A 19,324-nucleotide genomic window follows, 5' to 3' on the forward strand; every position below is an offset into this window, starting at 1 on the left:
TACTAATAAATCGAGTCCTGAAGAATAAATCTATAAAAAGTCTATTTTCAACGTTTTAGAGTGCAATTTGTGCTATTGTGCGAACCCCATAAAAAATGTAGATTTACTACTGTTACCCCACATTCAAATATAACCCAAAAAGTAGGGGGAAGATTGAATTATGAAAAACCATAATAAATATTTCGTTCTAGTATTGTTCCTTTACTTCATTCAATTTTGTGTGATAGCCCAAGGGTTTGAAAAGATATCCAGTCGAAAATCTGGAGTGAAATTTCAAAACAAATTGGTAGAGAGTCAGCAAACCAATATTTTAACCTATGAGTATTTTTACAATGGTGGAGGTGTTGCCATAGGTGATATTAATAATGATGGTCTTGATGATTTGTTTTTCACAGGTAATATGACTTCCAATAAGCTTTATTTAAACCAAGGAGACTTTAAGTTCAAGGATATAGGAAAATCGTCTGGAACACTAGGTAAAGATGCGTGGACTACTGGAGCGACCATGGTTGATGTCAATGGGGATGGTTACCTTGATATTTATGTTTGTTATTCAGGAAAGGGTGATGCTTCCTCCAGAAAAAATGAATTGCTGATCAATCAAAAGGACAATACTTTTATAGATGAGGCTGAAAAATATGGTTTAGCCGACCCTGCCAATAGTATTCAAGCTGCTTTTTTCGATTTTGATTTGGATGGAGATCTTGACATGTATTTGCTCAATCACAATACTCAGGTAATCAATGAAATAGATTTTGAAGCCAAAAGAAAGGATAGGAATCCGCTTGCTGGAGATAAGCTTTTCAGAAATGACAATGGAGTATATATCGATATAAGTGAAGAAGCAGGTATTATTGGGAATTCCATGGGCTTTGGTCTTGGAATAGCAATTGCAGATATTACTGGTAATGGCTATCCTGATATTCACATCTCAAATGATTATATAGAGCCGGATTATTTATATATAAACAATGGTGATGGCAAATTTTCTGAAAAACTATGGGAGTATTTACAGCATATATCCTATTACTCCATGGGCTCTGATTTTAATGATGTTAACAATGATGGGCTTGTAGACCTTTTTACTTTGGACATGCTACCTGAGGATAATGAACGCCAAAAATTACTGTATGGGCCGGAAAATTATGAGCAATATGCCTTAATGGTAATGAAAGGCTTTTATCATCAAAATATGCGAAACATGCTGCACATCAACCAAGGTACTGGGATGTTTAGCGAAATAGGACAGCTATCTGGAATGTCAAATACCGATTGGAGTTGGGCTGCTTTTTTTACGGATTTTGACAATGATGGCTGGAAAGATCTTTTTGTTAGTAATGGCTATTATAGAGATTATACCAATAGGGATTTTTTAAAGTACAAAGGGGATTATTATTTCAGTAAAGCCCGAGCAAAAGAAAAAGCCGATACACTCCATTTGGTTACCAGCATGAGTTCAACTCCGATTCATGATTATGTTTTTAGAAATGAAAATGGGGCAATCTTTAAAGATGTGTCCGAGGATTGGGGCTTTGAAGAACCAAATTTCTCTAATGGTGCAGCTTATTCTGACCTTAACAGGGATGGAGCTTTAGATTTGGTAGTCAATCATTTGAATGACTTTGCGGGGATTTACGCCAATGTTTTAGCTCCTGAGGAAAATGAAGGCAATTACCTCCAATTAAAGTTGAATGGGGAGGGGAGTAATACCAGTGGTATTGGAGCTAAAATAAATGTCTATATCGGACAGCAGCAGCAATATTTTGAACAGCAACCCACTAGAGGCTTTCAATCCTCTGTAAGTCATATTTTGCACATAGGGCTTGGTGCAGCTGATAATATTGACTCTCTTAAAATTACATGGCCTGGAGGAAAACAACAATGGATCAGGAATATTGCGAGTAATCAATTGCTGCAGTTAGATGAGCGCAAGGCTTTAGATAAAGAGGCTAAACCTGAGGAAATTAAAACCTCTATTTTTACCAAAATTGTGTCACCTATACCCTTTAAGCATGTGGAAGCAGGGTTCAATGATTTTAAGCGGCAACCTCTATTGTCTCACATGTTGTCACCAAGTGGGCCTGTAATTGCAGTGGGGGATGTGAATAATAATGGATACTCTGATGTCTTTATCGGAGGTACTTCAGAGACACCAGGTAAATTGTATTTCCAGGTTTCCACCGGACAATTTTTGGAATCCCAAGGCCTGGATTTGTCAGACATGAAGGGCAGTGCCACTACAGATGCCGTGTTTTTTGATGCGAATGGTGATGGTAAACAGGATTTGTATATCGTAAATGGGGGGTACCATGACTTTGAAAGAGATTCCCCGGAATTAAAGGACCGATTGTATATCAATCAAGGTGGAGGAAACTTTAATTATCAAGCCAATGCATTACCAAATGTTTTGAGCAGTAGCAGTGTAGCTAAACCATTTGACCTTGATAATGATGGGGATTTGGACCTTTTTATTGGGGGAAGAGCTGTCCCTGGTCAATATCCTAAACCGGCTTCGTCTTTTATTTTCATCAACGATGGAAATGGAAAGTTTGAAGACCATACTGATAAATTTTTCCCTGAAATATCAACTTTAGGGATGGTTACGGATGCTTCCTGGATAGATGTAAACCAGGATGGTTGGCAGGATTTGGTAGTCATTGGAGACTGGATGCCTATTAGTGTATTTGTAAATCAAGAAGGAAAATCATTCATTGGGCAGACGGCTGAATATTTTGACAAACCCTTGGTGGGGAAATGGTCAAAATTGGAAGCAGGAGACTTTGATAAGGATGGGGATATAGATTTTATTGTAGGGAATTTTGGTACCAATAGTCAGTTGAAAGCTACTGATCAAGGGCCATTGACACTGGTTTATGCTGATTTTGATGGCAATGGTTCTGTAGATCCAATTTTAAACTATTATTATAAGGGAGAGCTTGTTCCTTTTATGAGTAGAGATGAATTGTTGGATCAAATGTATGGAATGCGCAGCAAATTCACTGATTACGCTTCATTTTCAAAAGCCAAGCTTGAGGATTTATTTAGCAAAGAGGCTCTTAAACAAGCAAATAAATTGGAGATCAATGAGCTAAAAACAATTTACCTAGAGAACAAAGGCAATAAGTTCCTTAGGCATGAATTGCCTGTTGAGGCGCAATATGCGCCTGTTTTTACCATCAGCGTGATGGATATTGATGGGGATGGGAACTTGGATTTTATCCTTGGAGGAAATCAGAACACCACTCGGCTTAGATTGGGGATGATTGACGCCAATTTTGGTCAGGTCTACCTTGGAGATGGCAAGGGTGAATTTTCAACAGTGGATCCAAGGAAAACTGGACTGGCGTTTCTAGGAGATGTAAAAAACACAGCCATAATAGATTTATCGCATCTCAAAATATTATTAGTTGGGATTAACAATCAAGGAATAGAGGCTTATGTGCTCAATAGCAGTTTGAAGAAAAAACCTTAGACCTGAATATATAGGTAGGTTTTATGGTTATTTACGCGACCGGGTGAGATCAAAAAAACAATTGCCTATTTGGTGAAGGATCGTTCCCACTTCTGTTTTAACGTGAAAATAGCGGTAGATAGGTTGGTTTTAAAGCGATAACATCGCATATTAGAAAATACATTGCCTATTTAGGGTTTAGAAAGCTTGTCAAGTTAAACCCGAAATATGCAATAGACATTCTATTATGTGCTGAAATCGCTTTAAAACCAGCCACTTCGTTGCTGTTTGGAGATTTCATCATAGCGGTGCTATGCTAAAATCTCCAAACAGCCTGATTTTCTTGCGATTGCAACACTCATCACGAATTCTATTACATAATCCAGGTTAAAAAAGGCCTCTTCTTCTCAAGAATTTTTAAATTTAGTAATACCAATTTCACGAGCAAATGGGATAGATTTAAGGACAATTGCCAAAAATATTCAACCTGCAACAGCTCAGTATATTTTTGACAAGGAAATCACCCTTTATACTTTTATAAAAATCAGGCCAAATTTGGTTTGCAATATTGGCGAGAATGCTAAAAAATAAGGGTTGGAAACTTTCCCTTAGTAATAAACCAAGAAAAGTCTCCAACCCTATTTGAATTCATCAGAAAAATAGGAGGGAATATTATTTGAATCGAAATTTTAGATAATATTCGTTATTCCCTTTCAATTCATTTTTGGGTAGTCGTATTATCGCAAACCAAATCCCCGTCTTTAAAGACCTTTTGGATGTTCACTTTATTGTCACCCAATTTAAATACCACCCAATCCTTATTTGAAACCTTACCAGCAGCCATGTATTTGGACGGTAGCACTGATGCCTTTTTCCAGGCTTGAGACAAGGGCAACAACTTGCTTTCAAGTAAGTAGTCTATATTTTCGAGTAAGTCCTTCCCTGCTCCTGCCAATAGCCCTTTGGCGCCTTTCATGGACAACCTTCCACTTTCCTCAAGAACAACCTGCCCGCCAATAGGTGAGTCATACTCTCCTGGAGCCATACCTGCAAAACAAGTAGCATCGCTTACAAGTAAACATTCATCTCCTTTGGCACGAAATACTACCTTCAAAAAGGAAGGAGGTAAATGAAAACCATCGGCAATTATACTGGCATGTATCCCTTCCTGAGCCATTAGCTCCCAAATAATATTGGGATGACGTTGTAACTGTAAAGGAACACCGTTACCTAAATGGGTGGCCAGAGAAGCTCCTGCCTCTTTTGCCATTTGCACATCATCCCCTGTGGCCAATGAATGTCCAATAGATACTCTTATTCCTCTATTGGTACAAGTTTTAATAAATTCTTCGCTTCCTTCTAATTCGGGAGCCAGGGTGATCAAAGCTATAGGCTTCAAAGATATTTCTTGAAGTTGATCCAGAAACTCTACCGAAGGGTTTCTAGTAAACTCTTCAGGATGGGCACCTTTAGCTCCAGGCTCTGAAGAAATAAAAGGTCCTTCAATATGTAGACCTGCAACACAGGAATTCACCAAAGGATAAGCTTTACAGGCCTTATTAATGGTCTCTACAAGTTCTAAAATGGTATCAAAGCCATTTGTAACAATCGTTGGGTAATAGGTTGTAACCCCTTTAGAAAGTAAGTATTTGCTTGCCTCTAAGATCGCCTCAGGCTTAGTCAAAGTGGTATTAAAATCCACTCCTTTAATACCATTTATCTGAATATCCACCAAGCCTTCACCTACATATTGGTCTACTTCAAAATCAAGAGGCAATTGCACCAGCGTATTGCTTTTAGTATTCAATAACACAGGTTGGTTATCCAATACATTATATGCAGTAATATTTGTTTCTGCTTCCGGTTTTTGAATTGGGAATGGATTAGAGTCTCCATCCAAGAACAAATCACAATTTTCCGAATTCCGAAGTATTGAAGCAGGACAGCTGGTTGAAATCTCACCAAATAAAGATTGATAAACAGCATTTCTTTTGGTTGTGCCTGGCACTACACAATACAGGAACCTTCCTTTAGTCAATACAGGAATGGTCAATGTCAAGGCCGTTTCTGGAACATCCTGCAGGGTCTCAAAGCAACCATCATTGACTTGCTGTTGTCTACATGATTCTTCTAATACTACTTTTTTAACGGCCAAAAGATCATTAAAATCTGCAACTGGAGGGTCGTTAAAAGCGATATGACCATTTTCACCAATCCCCAAACATACGATATCAATAGGTGCCTCATTAAGCAACTTTGAGTACCTTTTAACTTCTACATCAGGATCTCCTTCCCCATCAAGCAAATGGACTTGGTGAAAAGGAACAAGATCAAATAAATGTCTCTTTAGAAAATTAGAAAAAAGTGCAGGGGAATCCTTAGACAAACCAATATACTCATCCATATGAAAAGCAATAATCCGATTCCAAGGAATTCTCTTACTAGAAGTAAGGTAATTCAGCATTTCACTCTGAGAAGGAGCCGCTGCAAATATTATTCTTATATATTCCTTTTCTTTTAAAAGTGATTCAATTATATTTTCCACAGCTTTGGCTGCTGCTATCCCCATTTCATTTCGGGACTGGCTTAAATGTAAATTCATGTGCAGTATTTTATTCTTTTTCAATGGACTGAAGTAAATCAGCAATTTTTTCTACGTTCCTGTTCGTTTCAAAGAAACCTAATACTATAAAAGTCAGGGTAGATATTATTAAAGGCAAACTAATTTCTAAAGCTAAGCTTAAAGAGCTTATATTTTTTGTGATCACAAAGGTAATTAAACCAGCGACTATTGAACCAATGGCTGCAACAGGTCCACTTTTCTTAAAGGCGGGCAATAAACCAAACAGCATTGGAATGGCAATCGGCCCTACTAAAGCGCCAAACCAAGAAATAATAAGCCCTAAAACGCCCCCAAAATATTCATATTGAAAAGCGATTATTATGGTAAGCAATGTAAATACAAATGTGGTCAATCTTGCTACAAACAGGGATGATTTACCTTTCTTCACCTTTTTAGTAATATTAGGTAAAATATCTCGGGTGATCACAGCCGAAATGGTGTTTATATCCGAGGAAGTCATGGACATGGTATTGGCAAAGAGCGAAGCAATTACCAAGCCTACTAAGCCTGAAGGCAATAATAGTAGTGTTAACTCTCCGTAAGATTTACTTGGATCTGCTAAATCTGGCAATAAAATCGGAGCAGCCCACATTGGGAAGAAAAGGATAAGAGGCCATACAAGGTACAATATTCCAGAAAGCCTTGCAGCCTTGGTCGCCGCTTTTTCATTTGGTGAGGAAATGTATCTGGTAGCCAGGTTCCATTGCCCGCCATTGTAAGCAAGGAAATTTATAAACAAGAAGGCCAGGGCAAATCCTACTCCATATGGTTCATTAAATAGTTGACTGTTTTGCTCAGGAAGCTTATCCCACATGGTAAAGATTCCATCTATTCCACCCAAGTGTTGTAAAACTACGACAAACATCACCAAGCCAGCAAGTAACTGAACAATAAATTGAGCAAAATCAGTGATGACAACAGCCCATAGACCACCAAAAGTAATGTACAGCAATGAAATTCCTCCTGATATAAGAACGCCCACGGGTAGACTAATACCGGTAAAAACATTTAGTAAAAGAGCTATAGCAGCCCATTTTGCTCCAACATCAAACAACTTGAGCATAACGCCACTCCAAGCCATTACCTGTTGGGTCCATAAATTATAACGATGTTCTAAAAACTCCAATGGAGATTGAATTTGATATCTTTTCCTAAGCCTAACCCAATAAACAGGAAACACATGTGCACTAATTAAGACAGAAATACCAATCGTCAATGCCCACCAAGTATACACAGAAAAACCATGGGTATAAGCCAAGGCGGCATAGGCAACAAATACAGCTCCACTATATCCAGACACATGATGTGAGATTCCTGACAGCCACCATGGCAAATTACCACCTGCGACAAAATAGTCATCAGCATCATTGTTTCTAAAATAGGCGTATACACCGATGACAATCATTAGCAAGAAAAACATGCCAATTACCACCAGGTCCAATTCATTCAATTTCATTGTACTTTTTAATTTAAAATTTAAGAGAAACTCAGGTCTCTGGATTATATGCTGTTCTTGTTTACTCCTTTGATAAATAGGTTCTTACCATTCCAATCCAAGAGCTTCCATCCACTGGAGGACTAACAAAAACACTCAATTCAATTAGCATTATAATTGATATAAGCTCATTCCTACTGAATCAAAAGAAAATAAGGGAAAGGCACCTATCATAGAGTGCATTTCCCTTTGTATAATTAAAGATTGGACCAATACTGGAATTTTTCTTCTTCCATGGCCTTATTGCCTAAATGCACCGCAATGGCAGTATCTCTACCTTTATTTACATCACAAAAAGGCTGGCGACCTTCCCTAATACAAGCAGCAAAATCCATTAATGCATAAGAAGTAGGATCCAGATTTTTACCATCTTTACTTTCAAACAATATGGGTTCTGCCTTTCCATCTGATCCATTTTTAACTGTAGCTCCAGACACACCATCTACTGTTCCTAGTTCCATTTTTTTAGGTTCAGCGTAAATAATTGCCTTATCCCTCATAATCTCTATGGTTCCTTCTGTTCCTAAAATATTTATAGAATAACCCTTGTATGCGTTTGTCAAAACAGAACTGACACTAGACATGATGCCTTGAGGGTAATAGTAAGTAGCCCTTACATGATCAAAATTCTCCCTTCCATCTTTCCAGAAATCCAATGATCCCATGCCTGTGACCTTTTCAGGGGATGAGCCAACAAACCAATTGACAATATCTATTTGGTGGGCGCAAAGTTCTGTCATTAATCCTCCAGAAAATTCTTTGTACATACGCCAGTTAATATGTTTTTCTAAAGCGGGATCATTTACCGGTCTTCTCCAGCTTTGATTGCTATGGTATTGACATTCAAACTGTGTCACTTGCCCACACCATCCTTGATCAATAATTTCTTTTACCTTATGATACAGTTCATAATACCTGTATTGATGACCAACTTGTAAGACCGTGGAAGTACCATTCACCTTTTGCGCCAACTTTTCCGCTTCCTCAATGGAGTAGGTGATTGTTTTCTCCACATATATATGCTTGCCTGCATCTATAGCATCCATAGCCATCGGGAAATGCAAGTACAAAGGGGTCGCAATTATTACGGCCTCCACATTGGCCTGGTCAAGAAGCTCACGATAGTCTTTATAGCCTTTTGCACCTTTATCTGCTTGGGTAAGACCTTTGTCAAGATTTTCCTTAATGGTGTCACAGCAAGCTACAAGGGACACCATAGGTAGATTTCGCATAAGTGAAGCCAATCCCCTACCACGACTTCCACATCCTATCAATCCAACTCTTAGTGGTTCTTTCCTTTTTTCATTATAAGAAAATGGGGAAAAAGCAGAGAGGCTAAAACCTGATGCCAGCATGGCACTTGTAAGTATAAAGTTTCTTCTTGTCTTCATTGCAAGTATAAATTTCGTTAACGTTACCGAATCAAGGTTTAAAGAAACGAATTTTTTTTAAAAAATCTAAATAACCATGGATATTTCCTTAAAGGATGTCCTATTAGGCTCCCAAAAAACGCTCAAATTCAAGGAATCAATTGGCAATGGATTAAAAGGTGAATTTGGATTAGGCCCCTTGGGTAAAAAAAGCGTAAACTATGGATGATTAGACATAAATTCTAAACAGAGGGTAAACAATTTATTGTACCAATCATTCTTATTTAATGAGCAAGGCACGGCACACATTTTTGATTGTAAACCTATTCCCAAATCTGGTAAAATGGATAAGCGCTTTTACTATAAAGCCGCTTATTACTAATAAACCTTAAATGAGAGATATAAAATGAACAATTAACGCATACCAACTTATAATATAAAATTTCACCGGGAAGGAGGATTACTATGTTTTTCAATCTTTTTCACATGTAAAACCTTCTATACAAATTATTAAACCGAATATCACCATCATTTATTTGTTTTTCTTCAATAAAATACTAGATTTACTAACCGTGGTTGTGTACGTTACCGTGATATATTGACAACTTTACCTATATACAAAGCTATTAATTTGGAATTTAAGGAGATTAGGAATTTAGTCTGTATTCAAAGTATCCATTATCCGAAATGCTAAAATCAATTTAAAATACATGGATTTAAAGCCTTTACTCCATTAGTCAGATAGGGTCTAAATTCATATCAATTTAAATCATCACATGAAAAATTTTGAACAGTTACATCGCAGAACTTTTATTAGATCATCAGTATTTGCAGGCCTTGGTATGAGCCTAGGGTTTCCATCCTTAGGGAAATCTAAGGCGACCGAAAAACGAGTTGGTATAATCGGTTTAGACACTTCTCATAGTCTTGCTTTCACCAAAGTATTAAATGAAAACAAAGACAATGAAAATTATCATGGCTACCATGTAGTTGCTGCTTACCCTTATGGAAGTAAAACCATTGCTTCAAGTGCTGATCGAATTCCAGATTATATTAATAAAATCAAAGAATACGGCATTGACATAACTGACTCTATACAAGGATTATTAGAAAAGGTAGATGTGGTCCTATTGGAGACAAATGACGGACGGTTGCATTTAGAACAAGCTATAGAAGTATTCAAGTCGGGTAAACGTGTATTCATTGACAAACCTATTGCTGCTTCCTTAAAAGATTCCATAGCTATATTTGATGCTGCAAAGAAATACAATGTCCCTGTCTTTTCTGCCTCTTCACTTAGGTATATTAAGGGTATTGAGAAATTAGAGGGAAGAATAATTGTGGGGGCAGATACATATAGTCCTGCAAGTATCGAGCCTACTCATCCGGATTTGTTTTGGTATGGTATACATGGAGTAGAGACCTTATTTACGGCTTTAGGTCCTGGTTGTGTCTCTGTAACTCGCACACACACGGAGTTTACAGATATTGTGACAGGTATCTGGGAAGATGGAAAGGTGGGCACTTTCAGGGGCACTAGGTCTGGAGACTCTGGCTTCGGAGGTACCGTTTTTACTGACAAGGGTGCTATTGTACTTGGGCCCTATGGTGGTTATGAGCCTTTATTAAAAGAAATAGCGATTTTCTTCGAAACCGGAGTAGTTCCTGTACAAGCGGAAGAAACACTTGAAATCATGGCTTTTATGGCAGCTGCAGATGAAAGTAAAATCAAAGGTGGTCGGCCTATAAAACTAGCCGACATAATGAAAAAAAACCGAAGATAGAAACTAATCAGAAGTGTACCATAAGGCTCAAAATCACCCGTTCCCTAAACAATTTCTTAAGAGCTAATAGGGTTTAGAACCTTAGAAATAAATTCTCAAATTTGAGGGTAATTGATAAATACAAGTTTATTTACAATGCAATCTAAGCTTACCAATATTTGAAGGGTATAATTAATAAATACCTAAATAAAGTAAGCAATTTTGAAATTATAGCAGTAAAACGAATTATTCTTTTAATTTTGAAGGTCAATTCAATATTTAACAAATATTTTCAATAGATATTTACTTTACCACTAGTAACTGTTTTCTAACAAAAGGATTTATAGGATGGAATGCATATGAAAAAACCAAGTAGTCAAACAGGAGTAAAAGAAATTGCTAGAAGGGGAAATGTATCTATTGCAACTGTGGACAGAGTGATTCATAATCGCCCTGGAGTTTCAGCCAAAACCAAGGCTAAAATAGAAGCAATTATTAAGGAATTGAACTACCAGCCAAATGTTTTAGCAAGTAGGTTGTCCTCTGGAAAAGTTTTCCACTTTGCAGTAATCATCCCAAAAAGTTCCATCCATTCGGATTTCTGGGAAGCACCTTTAAAAGGAATTGCTAAAGCTGAATCCGAAATCAGACAATATGGCGTTACCGTTGAGAACTACCTTTTCGACCTAACCAATAAGAATTCTTTTATTCAGGCTACAGAAGAAATTAAAGATAAAAATATTGATGGGGTTTTGATGTCTCCATCTTTTGTAAAAGAGGCGGATGATTTCTTCCAGTATTGCCAAGCCAACAATATCCCAGTGGTATGTATAGATAGTAATATTGAATCACAAGGTAGCCTTTCCTATATAGGTCCTCCCTTGTTACAAAGTGGATATTTAGGAGCTAGTTTATGCAAACTGGGTATTTCAGAAAATCCGAAAATCCTTATTGTAAACATCGCAAAACAAAAGAAAAGCTTTAACCTAATCCAGATTGAAGCAGGGTTTAAAACGTTTTTCACCCAACCACCGAATAAAGCTAACTGCATTAATCTAAATATTCAGGATATAGATCAGGAGTCAGTAGAACTTAACTTGCACAAAGCTTTCATAAAAAATCCGGATATTGAAGCAATATTTGTCACCAATTCCAGGGTATTTGCAGTGGCAGAATACTTAGAGAAAAGAGAGCTAAGCAATATCCTGCTTGTAGGGTTTGATTTTCTTAAGGAAAACCAAAAGCACCTTCAAAAAGGCACTATTAATTTTTTAATTTGCCATAAACCTGAAGAACAGGGGTATAAAGGAATCATGAGTTTGTACCATTCTCTTGCCCTAAACCTTCCTGTAGAAAAGGTTTATTATATGCCAATTGATATTGTCACAAAGGAAAATCAGGAATTTTACAGGTAAGCTCAAAGTTAAAATACTTCTTTATTATTTTTGCTAACCAAACATATCTGATACCCCCTACGGCTTTTCACCCTTAGGAGCTATCAGATGGCCAATCAATGCGCCCTTTTGCCATTTTACTGAAGGTTTGTTAGGTGCCATAAGCGAATTGTCGGTTTCTATTAACAATAAATATTGAAGGACTACATAAATAAGGTAAATCCTATTTTAAAATACTGGCATTTGTAGCAATCAAAGCGTTTCTTGGCTAGTACGAACAATTTTCCTAATAACTTCATCTAATTCATAAGCTGAATCTATAATATGTGTTAAGAGTTGGTCTTTTTCCTCCTCACCCAAAAGCTTACCCTCAGATTTTATCAAATCCACTAAACCCATAATCCTAACTAAAGGAGCACGAACCCAGTGTGATTGCATCCAAGCAATCTTTTTGAGCTTTTCATTTTGCTTTTCTATGGCTTGGATATGCTTATAGCGTTCAGTAATGTCCGTCGCTAATATTACCTCAGCCTTCTTACCTTGGTACGACACAATATTACTTTGAATATCAACAATAATTTCATTGCCGTTTTTCTTTTTATGCAAATACTCACCTCGTGAATAGCTCTTCGCCAAAGATTTTGAATTATTTACAGCCTGTTCGAGTTTAGGTATTTCAGATTTTGGCCTTATATCTCTTAAAGTCATGTTCAAAAACTCCCTGCAAGTATATCCATAATGTTTTATAGCTGCTTCATTTACATCCAAAAACTTCAATGTGTCTACATCATAAACCCACATTGGTTGTGGACTTAGGTGAAATAAATCAGAATAACGCTGTTCGGACTCTTTAAGGGCTCTCTCGAATTTAACACGATCTGTAATATCCAAGCCCAAAGATTGCATTTCAGATGGCTTTCCATCTGCATCTACAATACATACAAAATCCCATAAGGTAGTAGCAGTTTTACCATTCACAGCAAGCTTGTCGATTTCAATTTTAAATACCTTTCCAGGCTCGGAAATGCATTCACTTACGATCTTTTTCACTTTTTGATGATGGTATTCCGATATGGACGACATGCTATTTTCACCCAAAATTTCTCCCCCTGCATATATCCAACCAAATTCTTCAACAAATTTTTTATTTACATAAGTGTAATCTCCATTCATATCGGTTCGAATCACATAGTTCGTTTGGGACTCGTACAAACTACGAAAGTAGGCCTCGCTCTTTTTTAGTTTTTCCTCGGTAAGGATTCGTTCGGTTATATCCCTTGAATTGGCCACAAGACCACCTACATCTGAATCATCCAAAAGATTGGTGATAATGGTTTCTACCCATCTCCATGAACCATCCCCATGTTTAAACCTAAAAGGTTTAATAGTAAGTTGTTTTGCATGTTTTATACGTACAATGCTAGCATAAACAGCTTCTTTATCATCAGGGTGAATGAATTCTAATGCATTTTTTCCAATAAAGTCTTCTGGTGGAATGTCCAATACGGTAGTAGAGGTTGGACTTACATATAGGTAGTTGGCTTTAGAATCAAGGATACCGATTAGATCTGAGCCTTCTTGAACCAGACTTTTAAATCTCTTTTCACTTTTTTCTATCTTCAGTTCGTTTTGTTTTTGAGAAGTAATATCAAGAATGACTGTGTCCCAGATGGTACTACCGTTTTCCAAACGGAAAGGACTCCCTTTTCCTTTTTGCCAGCGTGTGGTGCCATCAGGGTGATAATAGGGCCACTCGTGCTCCCAAAAGCTTAAATTCTCGGCTGATTTTTGTATAGTTAGAAGAAATGCTTCTAACTCTTTCTTTTCAAATCTTTTCCAAATTAAATTATTGTTCTCCATAACCTCTTGGGCAGAGAAGCCCCAAAGGTTTTTGGCGCCATTGCTTAGCAATTGCACCTCATCTTTGCCATCGGCATGGCGCTTATAACGAAATACCGCTCCTGGAATATTATCGCTTATGGTTTTAAACTGTATTTCAGTATTTTTCCGTTCAGTGATATCCGTATGTGTTCCTGCCATAAGTAGCGGTTGACCATCTGCTGCCCAATTCACAACTTTCCCTAAATCATGAATCCAAACTATAAAACCCTTCTTGTGCAAAAAGCGAAATTCACCTTCGTAAAAATCACTTTTTCTCTCTAAACATGCTCTCACATTTTCATTTATTGCCTCAGCATCCTTAGGATATAAAAGCGTTTGAAAACTATCAAAACTAAAAGGCTCAAGTTCCTCTAGAGTATAGCCCAACATTTCTGCCCATCGTTCATTTATGGTAACCTTTCCACTAGGAATATCCCACTCCCAAGTCCCTACTCGTGTGGCATTCATAATATTATTTAGACGCAATGTCTCCAGAGAAAGATTATCACCTATTGCCTTAAGCTCCATGCGGTTTTTCCTAAGCTCAAAAAGATGAACCACTTGATTGGCCAGAGATTTTAAGGCTTCTAATTGTTTGGGTTCCAATTTCCTAGGCTTCTTATCCAAGACACAAAGGGTGCCCAAGGCATTCCCTTGTGTACTTACTAGAGGCATTCCAGCATAGAAGACAATCTCAGGTTCACATTTTACCAAAGGATTGTTCTTAAATCGTTCATCTTTTCGAACATCCTCTACAACAAGTATATTATCAGGTTCATTTACAGCATAAACACAAAATGAATGCTCTAAAGGGGTCTCAGAAATCGATAATCCATGTCGTGATTTAAAAAACTGTCGGGTATCTGTAAGTAGAGAAATAAGAGAAAAAGGAGTATTACAAATTAAAGCTGCCAAACTGGAAATGTCATCGTATTCCTTTTCAGGCAACGTATCTAAAAGTTGCAATGATTTAAGATCATTCAATCCAATATTACCAAAGCCATTTTCCATTATCCTTTAAATTTATAGACTACTAGGCTCAGTTGAATCCCAAACCAATCCTTCCAAAACAGGAAGGTAATAGAAATCATAAATTCTACCCCTATTATATAACTTTTAAAACAAATTATATTTTATGCTAAACGAATACATTTGAAAACTAAATAAAAACCAGAGGCTAAACAGTATGTTATTTAGTGTTGAAATTATATCGCAGTAAACTTAAAAACAACCATATAACACATGCACAAGGCTAAATTGTACTATTTTGCCTTAAAAACGACTGATTTATTCATCAGATCATTTTAAACACTTTCTTTATTCTAAAATAAAACAACGAAGAGATAAAAAAGTTTTAATTCTTGTATCTCAGATTTTCATCAAACCAATACTTACTTTTGCCACAAATGTCTCAAAACCTTTATCAATTCACATAAAATTTAAAACTTTACCATAAACAAAATTAAAATCAAACCCGCTTGTACTTAGGTAAGGGTTTAATTCATAAAGGCTGTATATTTTATTTTTGATAAGCGCCTGAGGAATAGGTCAAATCATAGCTGTGCGTATAAATTTCAAAAACAATTCCAAAAGGATCTTCTACATAACACATTTTATAAGGTTTCTCATTAGGATAATATTCCCTAATAGGCATCCTCTGCTTGCCTCCATAGGCTATTATTTTTTCTATTAAAGCCTCAATATTTGGATCCTGTATACAAAAATGGAAAAGTCCAGTATTAAAAGGATTAAATTCAGGCGCTTCCTTAACTCCATGGGGAAAGGAAAACAATTCAACTCCAATCCCATCGGAGGTAGACAGGTGGGCAATTTCAAATTCTTCCCAGTTCTCCCCAAAAACATCAATACACATCTGCCCGATGGCCGTTTCCTTTTCTTTTTTCACTGTTGAAGGGGCCATAATTACATACCAACCCATTACTTCTGAATAGAATTTTACCGCCTCTTGAATTTTCGGAACCGTTATCCCTATATGTGAGAAGGATTTAGGATAATTTTTAAATACTGTCATATCATTTATTTTTTTTCAAAATTGACATATATTTACCCAATTAGCAATAACCTACGATTTGGTAACCTACTTACCAAAAGGGGTATTTTATTAAATACCAATCGAATACAAAAATAAATGGAGAAAAAAAATTATTGTCCTTTGAACTATACCATGGATTTAATAGGAACAAAATGGAAACCTATGGTTTTGTTTCACCTTTTGGAAGAGCCATTGCGTTCGGGAATATTACAGAAGAAAGTACCTGGAATTTCCAATAAAATGTTTACGCAAACAGTTAGGGAATTAGAAAAGGACGGCCTAATCACTAGAAAAGTTTTTCCTATAGTACCCCCAAAAGTAGAATACTGTCTTAGCGATCGAGGAAAATCCCTAGAAACCATTTTAAGAAGTCTGGACAAATGGGGAATAGATGATTGTAACAAGTCTTAAACACATCAATTAATAAGTACTAAAACTTTATCAGTTCTAATCAATTAAGACTAACTTAAAACACTAAGCATCAAATAAATAATCGGGGATTAAAATTTTATTAAGGCAAAATTATTCATTTGATAAACAGTTAAAACTGTCATTGCTGAGAGGGCTACTTTTACTTCAGGTATTAAATCCTCCTGATCATAACCCCTAGACTTCATTGATTGACCACATATATACACACCAACACCCATTTCAGAAAGCGATTTGATCAATTCTATATTGGGATTGTCTACGTCGAATTTCTCTTTGTATGCAGAAGACTTCAATGCATCTTTTGTGGAATTTCCGTGAAGTACAAAAGCCAGATGAATATTTTCTTTTGGGATACCAGACCGCACATGCATGTTATAATACCTATGCAAACTAGAAATAATACCATTGCTTCGATTTGGATCGGTCTGCTTGTCATCAATGTCAAAAACTGCCTTTAACTGTTGGGTGGAATCAGGAAGGAAATCTAAACTTTCAAAGGAGTACACAGGCCCAAAATCATCAAAAACAGGCCCTTTTGTCGCTTTATTGTCTTGTCCAAAAGAGGGTGTCACAAACACAATAATAATAGCTATAAAGAAAATTTGACAAGGTTTAAATAGTTTTTTCATAAGGTAAATTAAGTACAGTGTTCCAAGCATAGGGTAATAGCTATACCTGGTTTATCTATTACGTTAAAATGATTTTTTTAAAGCAGAAAGGAACTATTATTCCTAATAAGCGCTATATAATTATTAAATCATTTTAAGTTATGAAAAAAAGTCAAACCTTCTTTAAAAAATTCCAACAGTTGATTGTAAACGATGATAGGCTTTCGAACTTTCTACCCAATGAAGAATGAATCCAATTAGAAATTAACTCACAATAACTAGAACTCTTGAATAATTTGGCTTAATTATGTCCTTTTTGTTATAAAATAGACATCCATAAGGCGATTAATGACTGCTATTATTTTAGAACAATACGATCTAACAAAAGCTCGAAACTTTCGTCCTTTTTATTCCCTATTAAAAAAGTAATCTCTTCGAAAAAATCCTCGTGAAAATTTGCCTGATCAAGTCTCCGTCCACGAAAGGAAGGATACATGTCTTCTAGCAGGATGGTAATTTCCTGCCATTCACCTGTAGTTGAAAAAGGGGCAATGTAGGAGAAGTAATCCTGAGATTTGGCTTTTATCCTGAATTGAAAATCTTTCCCATCTCCATGAAGCTTAATAATAACTCTGGAAAATTCCTTTACTGCTAATTTCTGAAACCTGTAGCGCACAGAGGAAAACCCTCCATTATTGTCCAAAGATATTCGGCCCTTGAATACCCCATGACCATTTTCATTCAATGTAAAAGTACCAGAGGATTGACCTCCCATTACCACATCGTCTACAATTGTCCAGCCCTGGACATCTGACTTTTGATTGAAATCATATATTTCTATCGAGTTCATTGAAACAAATAAAATTATGGTACAAAAGAAGAATTTCATATTAATAGGGCTTTAATGGTCCGCCTCCACCCTATAAAACAACTGTTTACTTGAACTAATGTTTCGAAATAAGATATTGTACCACCCTTGCTGATAGATTATTCAACCCGGATTATGTAATAGGATTTCTCCGCCCTGACAAGGTCAGGGGTGATGCCTGTCCCGTGTTTACGGGAAGTGTTGCAATCGCAAAAAAATCAGACTATTTGGAGATTTTAGCATAGCACCGCTTTGGTGAAATTGAAAACAGCAACGAAGTGGCTGATTTTAAAGCGATTTCAGCACGTAATAGAATGTCTATTGCATATTTCGGGTTCAAAGTATACCATAAGGTCTTGAGATAAAAATTAAGCGATCACCAAGCTTCACACATACCCCATTCTCGCCTAACTACTTATCTATCAGGAAAAAAGCGTTTCTATTTTTTTTTTCAAACCAGGTCAGTTTTAGTTATATTTAGGAATGGGTTTACACTCAACCATTCAACCAACTTCTTGGTTAATGGTCAATATTATGATTTGGTTTCTTTTGACACCCAGCAGTTTTCACTTTTAGTTGTTATGATTAATCAAAAAAACCTTTAATCCCCAATCCATTATGATGATAAGAAAAGCAAATCAAAATGACAGGGAGCTAGTGGTTTCTATTCTTTGGCAGGCATTTAAAGAAAACAAAAGTGTGAATTACATCGCTGGAAAAGAAGAAAAAAGCATCCGATTTTTAATAGAATACTCTTTCGAGAGATGCATTGAAAGCGGAGAAGTATTTATTTCAACCGATTTAAAAGCTGTTGCAATGAAACAGTTTCAGGACCAGAAAAAATTTACCTGGAAAGGGATTATTTCAGACTTAAAACTAATTCTTAACACTATTGGCTGGACCAATATACCCAAAACCCTCGCTAGAGAATCATTTATCAAAAAACATTACCCCAAGTCACCTTTCACTTATCTTTGGTACATTGGTGTAGATCCAAAAGTTCAAGGGAATGGGCTTGGAACCCAACTTTTAAAACATGTCTTGTTCTATTCCAAAACCCTCAAGCGTCCAGTGTATTTGGAAACTACGCTAGGGAAAAACATTAATTGGTACCTTAAACACGGATTTAAAATTAACTCCAAATCAGATCGGTTTGGTTTCCCTTTAAATTTTCTCAGAACGGAATAATTACCCCATATAGGTAATCGTAATTATCACCTATATGGGGTCTACTATACCTACTTAGGGCTTGTTGGAAAATTCGATAAAATTTGACCAAGTAAAGATAAACTAAATTATTCGTGGTTATTTTGTGTGTTTGTCTTCTGATCAGCAGTACAATTCGACTACGGTAAAGTGCAATTTGGTGAGGCGTTGGGTAGGTTT

At 36.5% G+C, this 19,324-nt stretch carries 14 protein-coding genes; 6 read left to right on the plus strand and 8 right to left on the minus strand.

Going from position 1 to position 19,324, the window contains the following annotated elements:
- Nucleotides 1-160 precede the first annotated feature (160 nt).
- Nucleotides 161-3,472, plus strand: a complete 3,312-nt coding sequence (locus tag AC13EX_RS15940) for a VCBS repeat-containing protein (RefSeq protein WP_482893443.1) — start codon at nucleotides 161-163, stop codon at nucleotides 3,470-3,472.
- 697 nt (nucleotides 3,473-4,169) lie between these two features.
- On the opposite strand, the gene AC13EX_RS15945 is transcribed toward AC13EX_RS15940, so the two are convergent.
- The 3 genes from AC13EX_RS15945 to AC13EX_RS15955 all read right to left on the minus strand — a co-directional run bounded on the left by AC13EX_RS15945 (nucleotide 4,170) and on the right by AC13EX_RS15955 (nucleotide 8,960).
- Nucleotides 4,170-6,053 (minus strand): 6-phosphogluconolactonase, encoded by a 1,884-nt coding sequence (locus tag AC13EX_RS15945; RefSeq protein ID WP_482893444.1) that lies wholly within the window; start codon nucleotides 6,051-6,053, stop codon nucleotides 4,170-4,172.
- A 10-nt stretch (nucleotides 6,054-6,063) separates the two neighbouring features.
- On the minus strand, nucleotides 6,064-7,530 hold the full coding sequence (locus AC13EX_RS15950) for a sodium:solute symporter family protein (RefSeq protein WP_482893445.1): 1,467 nt from the start codon (nucleotides 7,528-7,530) through the stop codon (nucleotides 6,064-6,066).
- A gap of 236 nt (nucleotides 7,531-7,766) precedes the next feature.
- Nucleotides 7,767-8,960, minus strand: coding sequence for a Gfo/Idh/MocA family protein (locus AC13EX_RS15955; protein WP_482893446.1), 1,194 nt, complete (start codon nucleotides 8,958-8,960; stop codon nucleotides 7,767-7,769).
- A 76-nt stretch (nucleotides 8,961-9,036) separates the two neighbouring features.
- Between AC13EX_RS15955 and AC13EX_RS15960 the strand changes: the two genes are divergently transcribed.
- The 3 genes from AC13EX_RS15960 (at nucleotide 9,037) to AC13EX_RS15970 (ending at nucleotide 12,117) form a co-directional block, all read left to right on the plus strand.
- Nucleotides 9,037-9,168: a hypothetical protein gene (locus AC13EX_RS15960; protein WP_482893447.1), complete on the plus strand. Its 132-nt coding sequence runs from the start codon at nucleotides 9,037-9,039 to the stop codon at nucleotides 9,166-9,168.
- A gap of 547 nt (nucleotides 9,169-9,715) precedes the next feature.
- A complete protein-coding gene (locus AC13EX_RS15965) occupies nucleotides 9,716-10,723 on the plus strand; it encodes a Gfo/Idh/MocA family protein (RefSeq protein ID WP_482893448.1) in 1,008 nt (335 codons plus the stop codon).
- A 338-nt stretch (nucleotides 10,724-11,061) separates the two neighbouring features.
- Nucleotides 11,062-12,117, plus strand: a complete 1,056-nt coding sequence (locus tag AC13EX_RS15970; RefSeq protein ID WP_048640362.1) for a substrate-binding domain-containing protein — start codon at nucleotides 11,062-11,064, stop codon at nucleotides 12,115-12,117.
- Between the two features lie 231 nt (nucleotides 12,118-12,348).
- On the opposite strand, the gene AC13EX_RS15975 is transcribed toward AC13EX_RS15970, so the two are convergent.
- Together AC13EX_RS15975 and AC13EX_RS15980 are read right to left on the minus strand one after the other, a co-directional pair.
- The gene (locus tag AC13EX_RS15975) at nucleotides 12,349-14,988 is read right to left on the minus strand and encodes a PAS domain S-box protein (protein WP_482893449.1); all 2,640 of its coding nucleotides are present in this window, start codon (nucleotides 14,986-14,988) and stop codon (nucleotides 12,349-12,351) included.
- 508 nt (nucleotides 14,989-15,496) lie between these two features.
- Nucleotides 15,497-16,009, minus strand: coding sequence for a VOC family protein (locus AC13EX_RS15980; RefSeq protein WP_482893450.1), 513 nt, complete (start codon nucleotides 16,007-16,009; stop codon nucleotides 15,497-15,499).
- A 117-nt stretch (nucleotides 16,010-16,126) separates the two neighbouring features.
- Between AC13EX_RS15980 and AC13EX_RS15985 the strand changes: the two genes are divergently transcribed.
- Nucleotides 16,127-16,441, plus strand: coding sequence for a winged helix-turn-helix transcriptional regulator (locus tag AC13EX_RS15985; protein WP_482893451.1), 315 nt, complete (start codon nucleotides 16,127-16,129; stop codon nucleotides 16,439-16,441).
- Between the two features lie 89 nt (nucleotides 16,442-16,530).
- Here the strand turns inward: AC13EX_RS15985 and AC13EX_RS15990 are convergent, their stop codons facing one another.
- Both AC13EX_RS15990 and AC13EX_RS15995 read right to left on the minus strand, forming a co-directional pair.
- Nucleotides 16,531-17,091, minus strand: coding sequence for a DsrE family protein (locus AC13EX_RS15990; protein WP_482893452.1), 561 nt, complete (start codon nucleotides 17,089-17,091; stop codon nucleotides 16,531-16,533).
- Between the two features lie 337 nt (nucleotides 17,092-17,428).
- Nucleotides 17,429-17,920 (minus strand): CIA30 family protein, encoded by a 492-nt coding sequence (locus AC13EX_RS15995; protein ID WP_482893453.1) that lies wholly within the window; start codon nucleotides 17,918-17,920, stop codon nucleotides 17,429-17,431.
- Nucleotides 17,921-18,556: 636 nt separating this feature from the next.
- On the opposite strand from AC13EX_RS15995, the gene AC13EX_RS16000 reads away from it, so the two are divergent.
- On the plus strand, nucleotides 18,557-19,126 hold the full coding sequence (locus tag AC13EX_RS16000; protein WP_482893454.1) for a GNAT family N-acetyltransferase: 570 nt from the start codon (nucleotides 18,557-18,559) through the stop codon (nucleotides 19,124-19,126).
- Here the strand turns inward: AC13EX_RS16000 and AC13EX_RS16005 are convergent.
- Nucleotides 19,113-19,324 (minus strand): hypothetical protein (locus tag AC13EX_RS16005; protein ID WP_482893455.1); only part of this gene is annotated, 212 nt, incomplete at its 5' end. The genes AC13EX_RS16000 and AC13EX_RS16005 overlap by 14 nt on opposite strands.

The organism is Cyclobacterium sp. L-R, assembly GCF_056859355.1.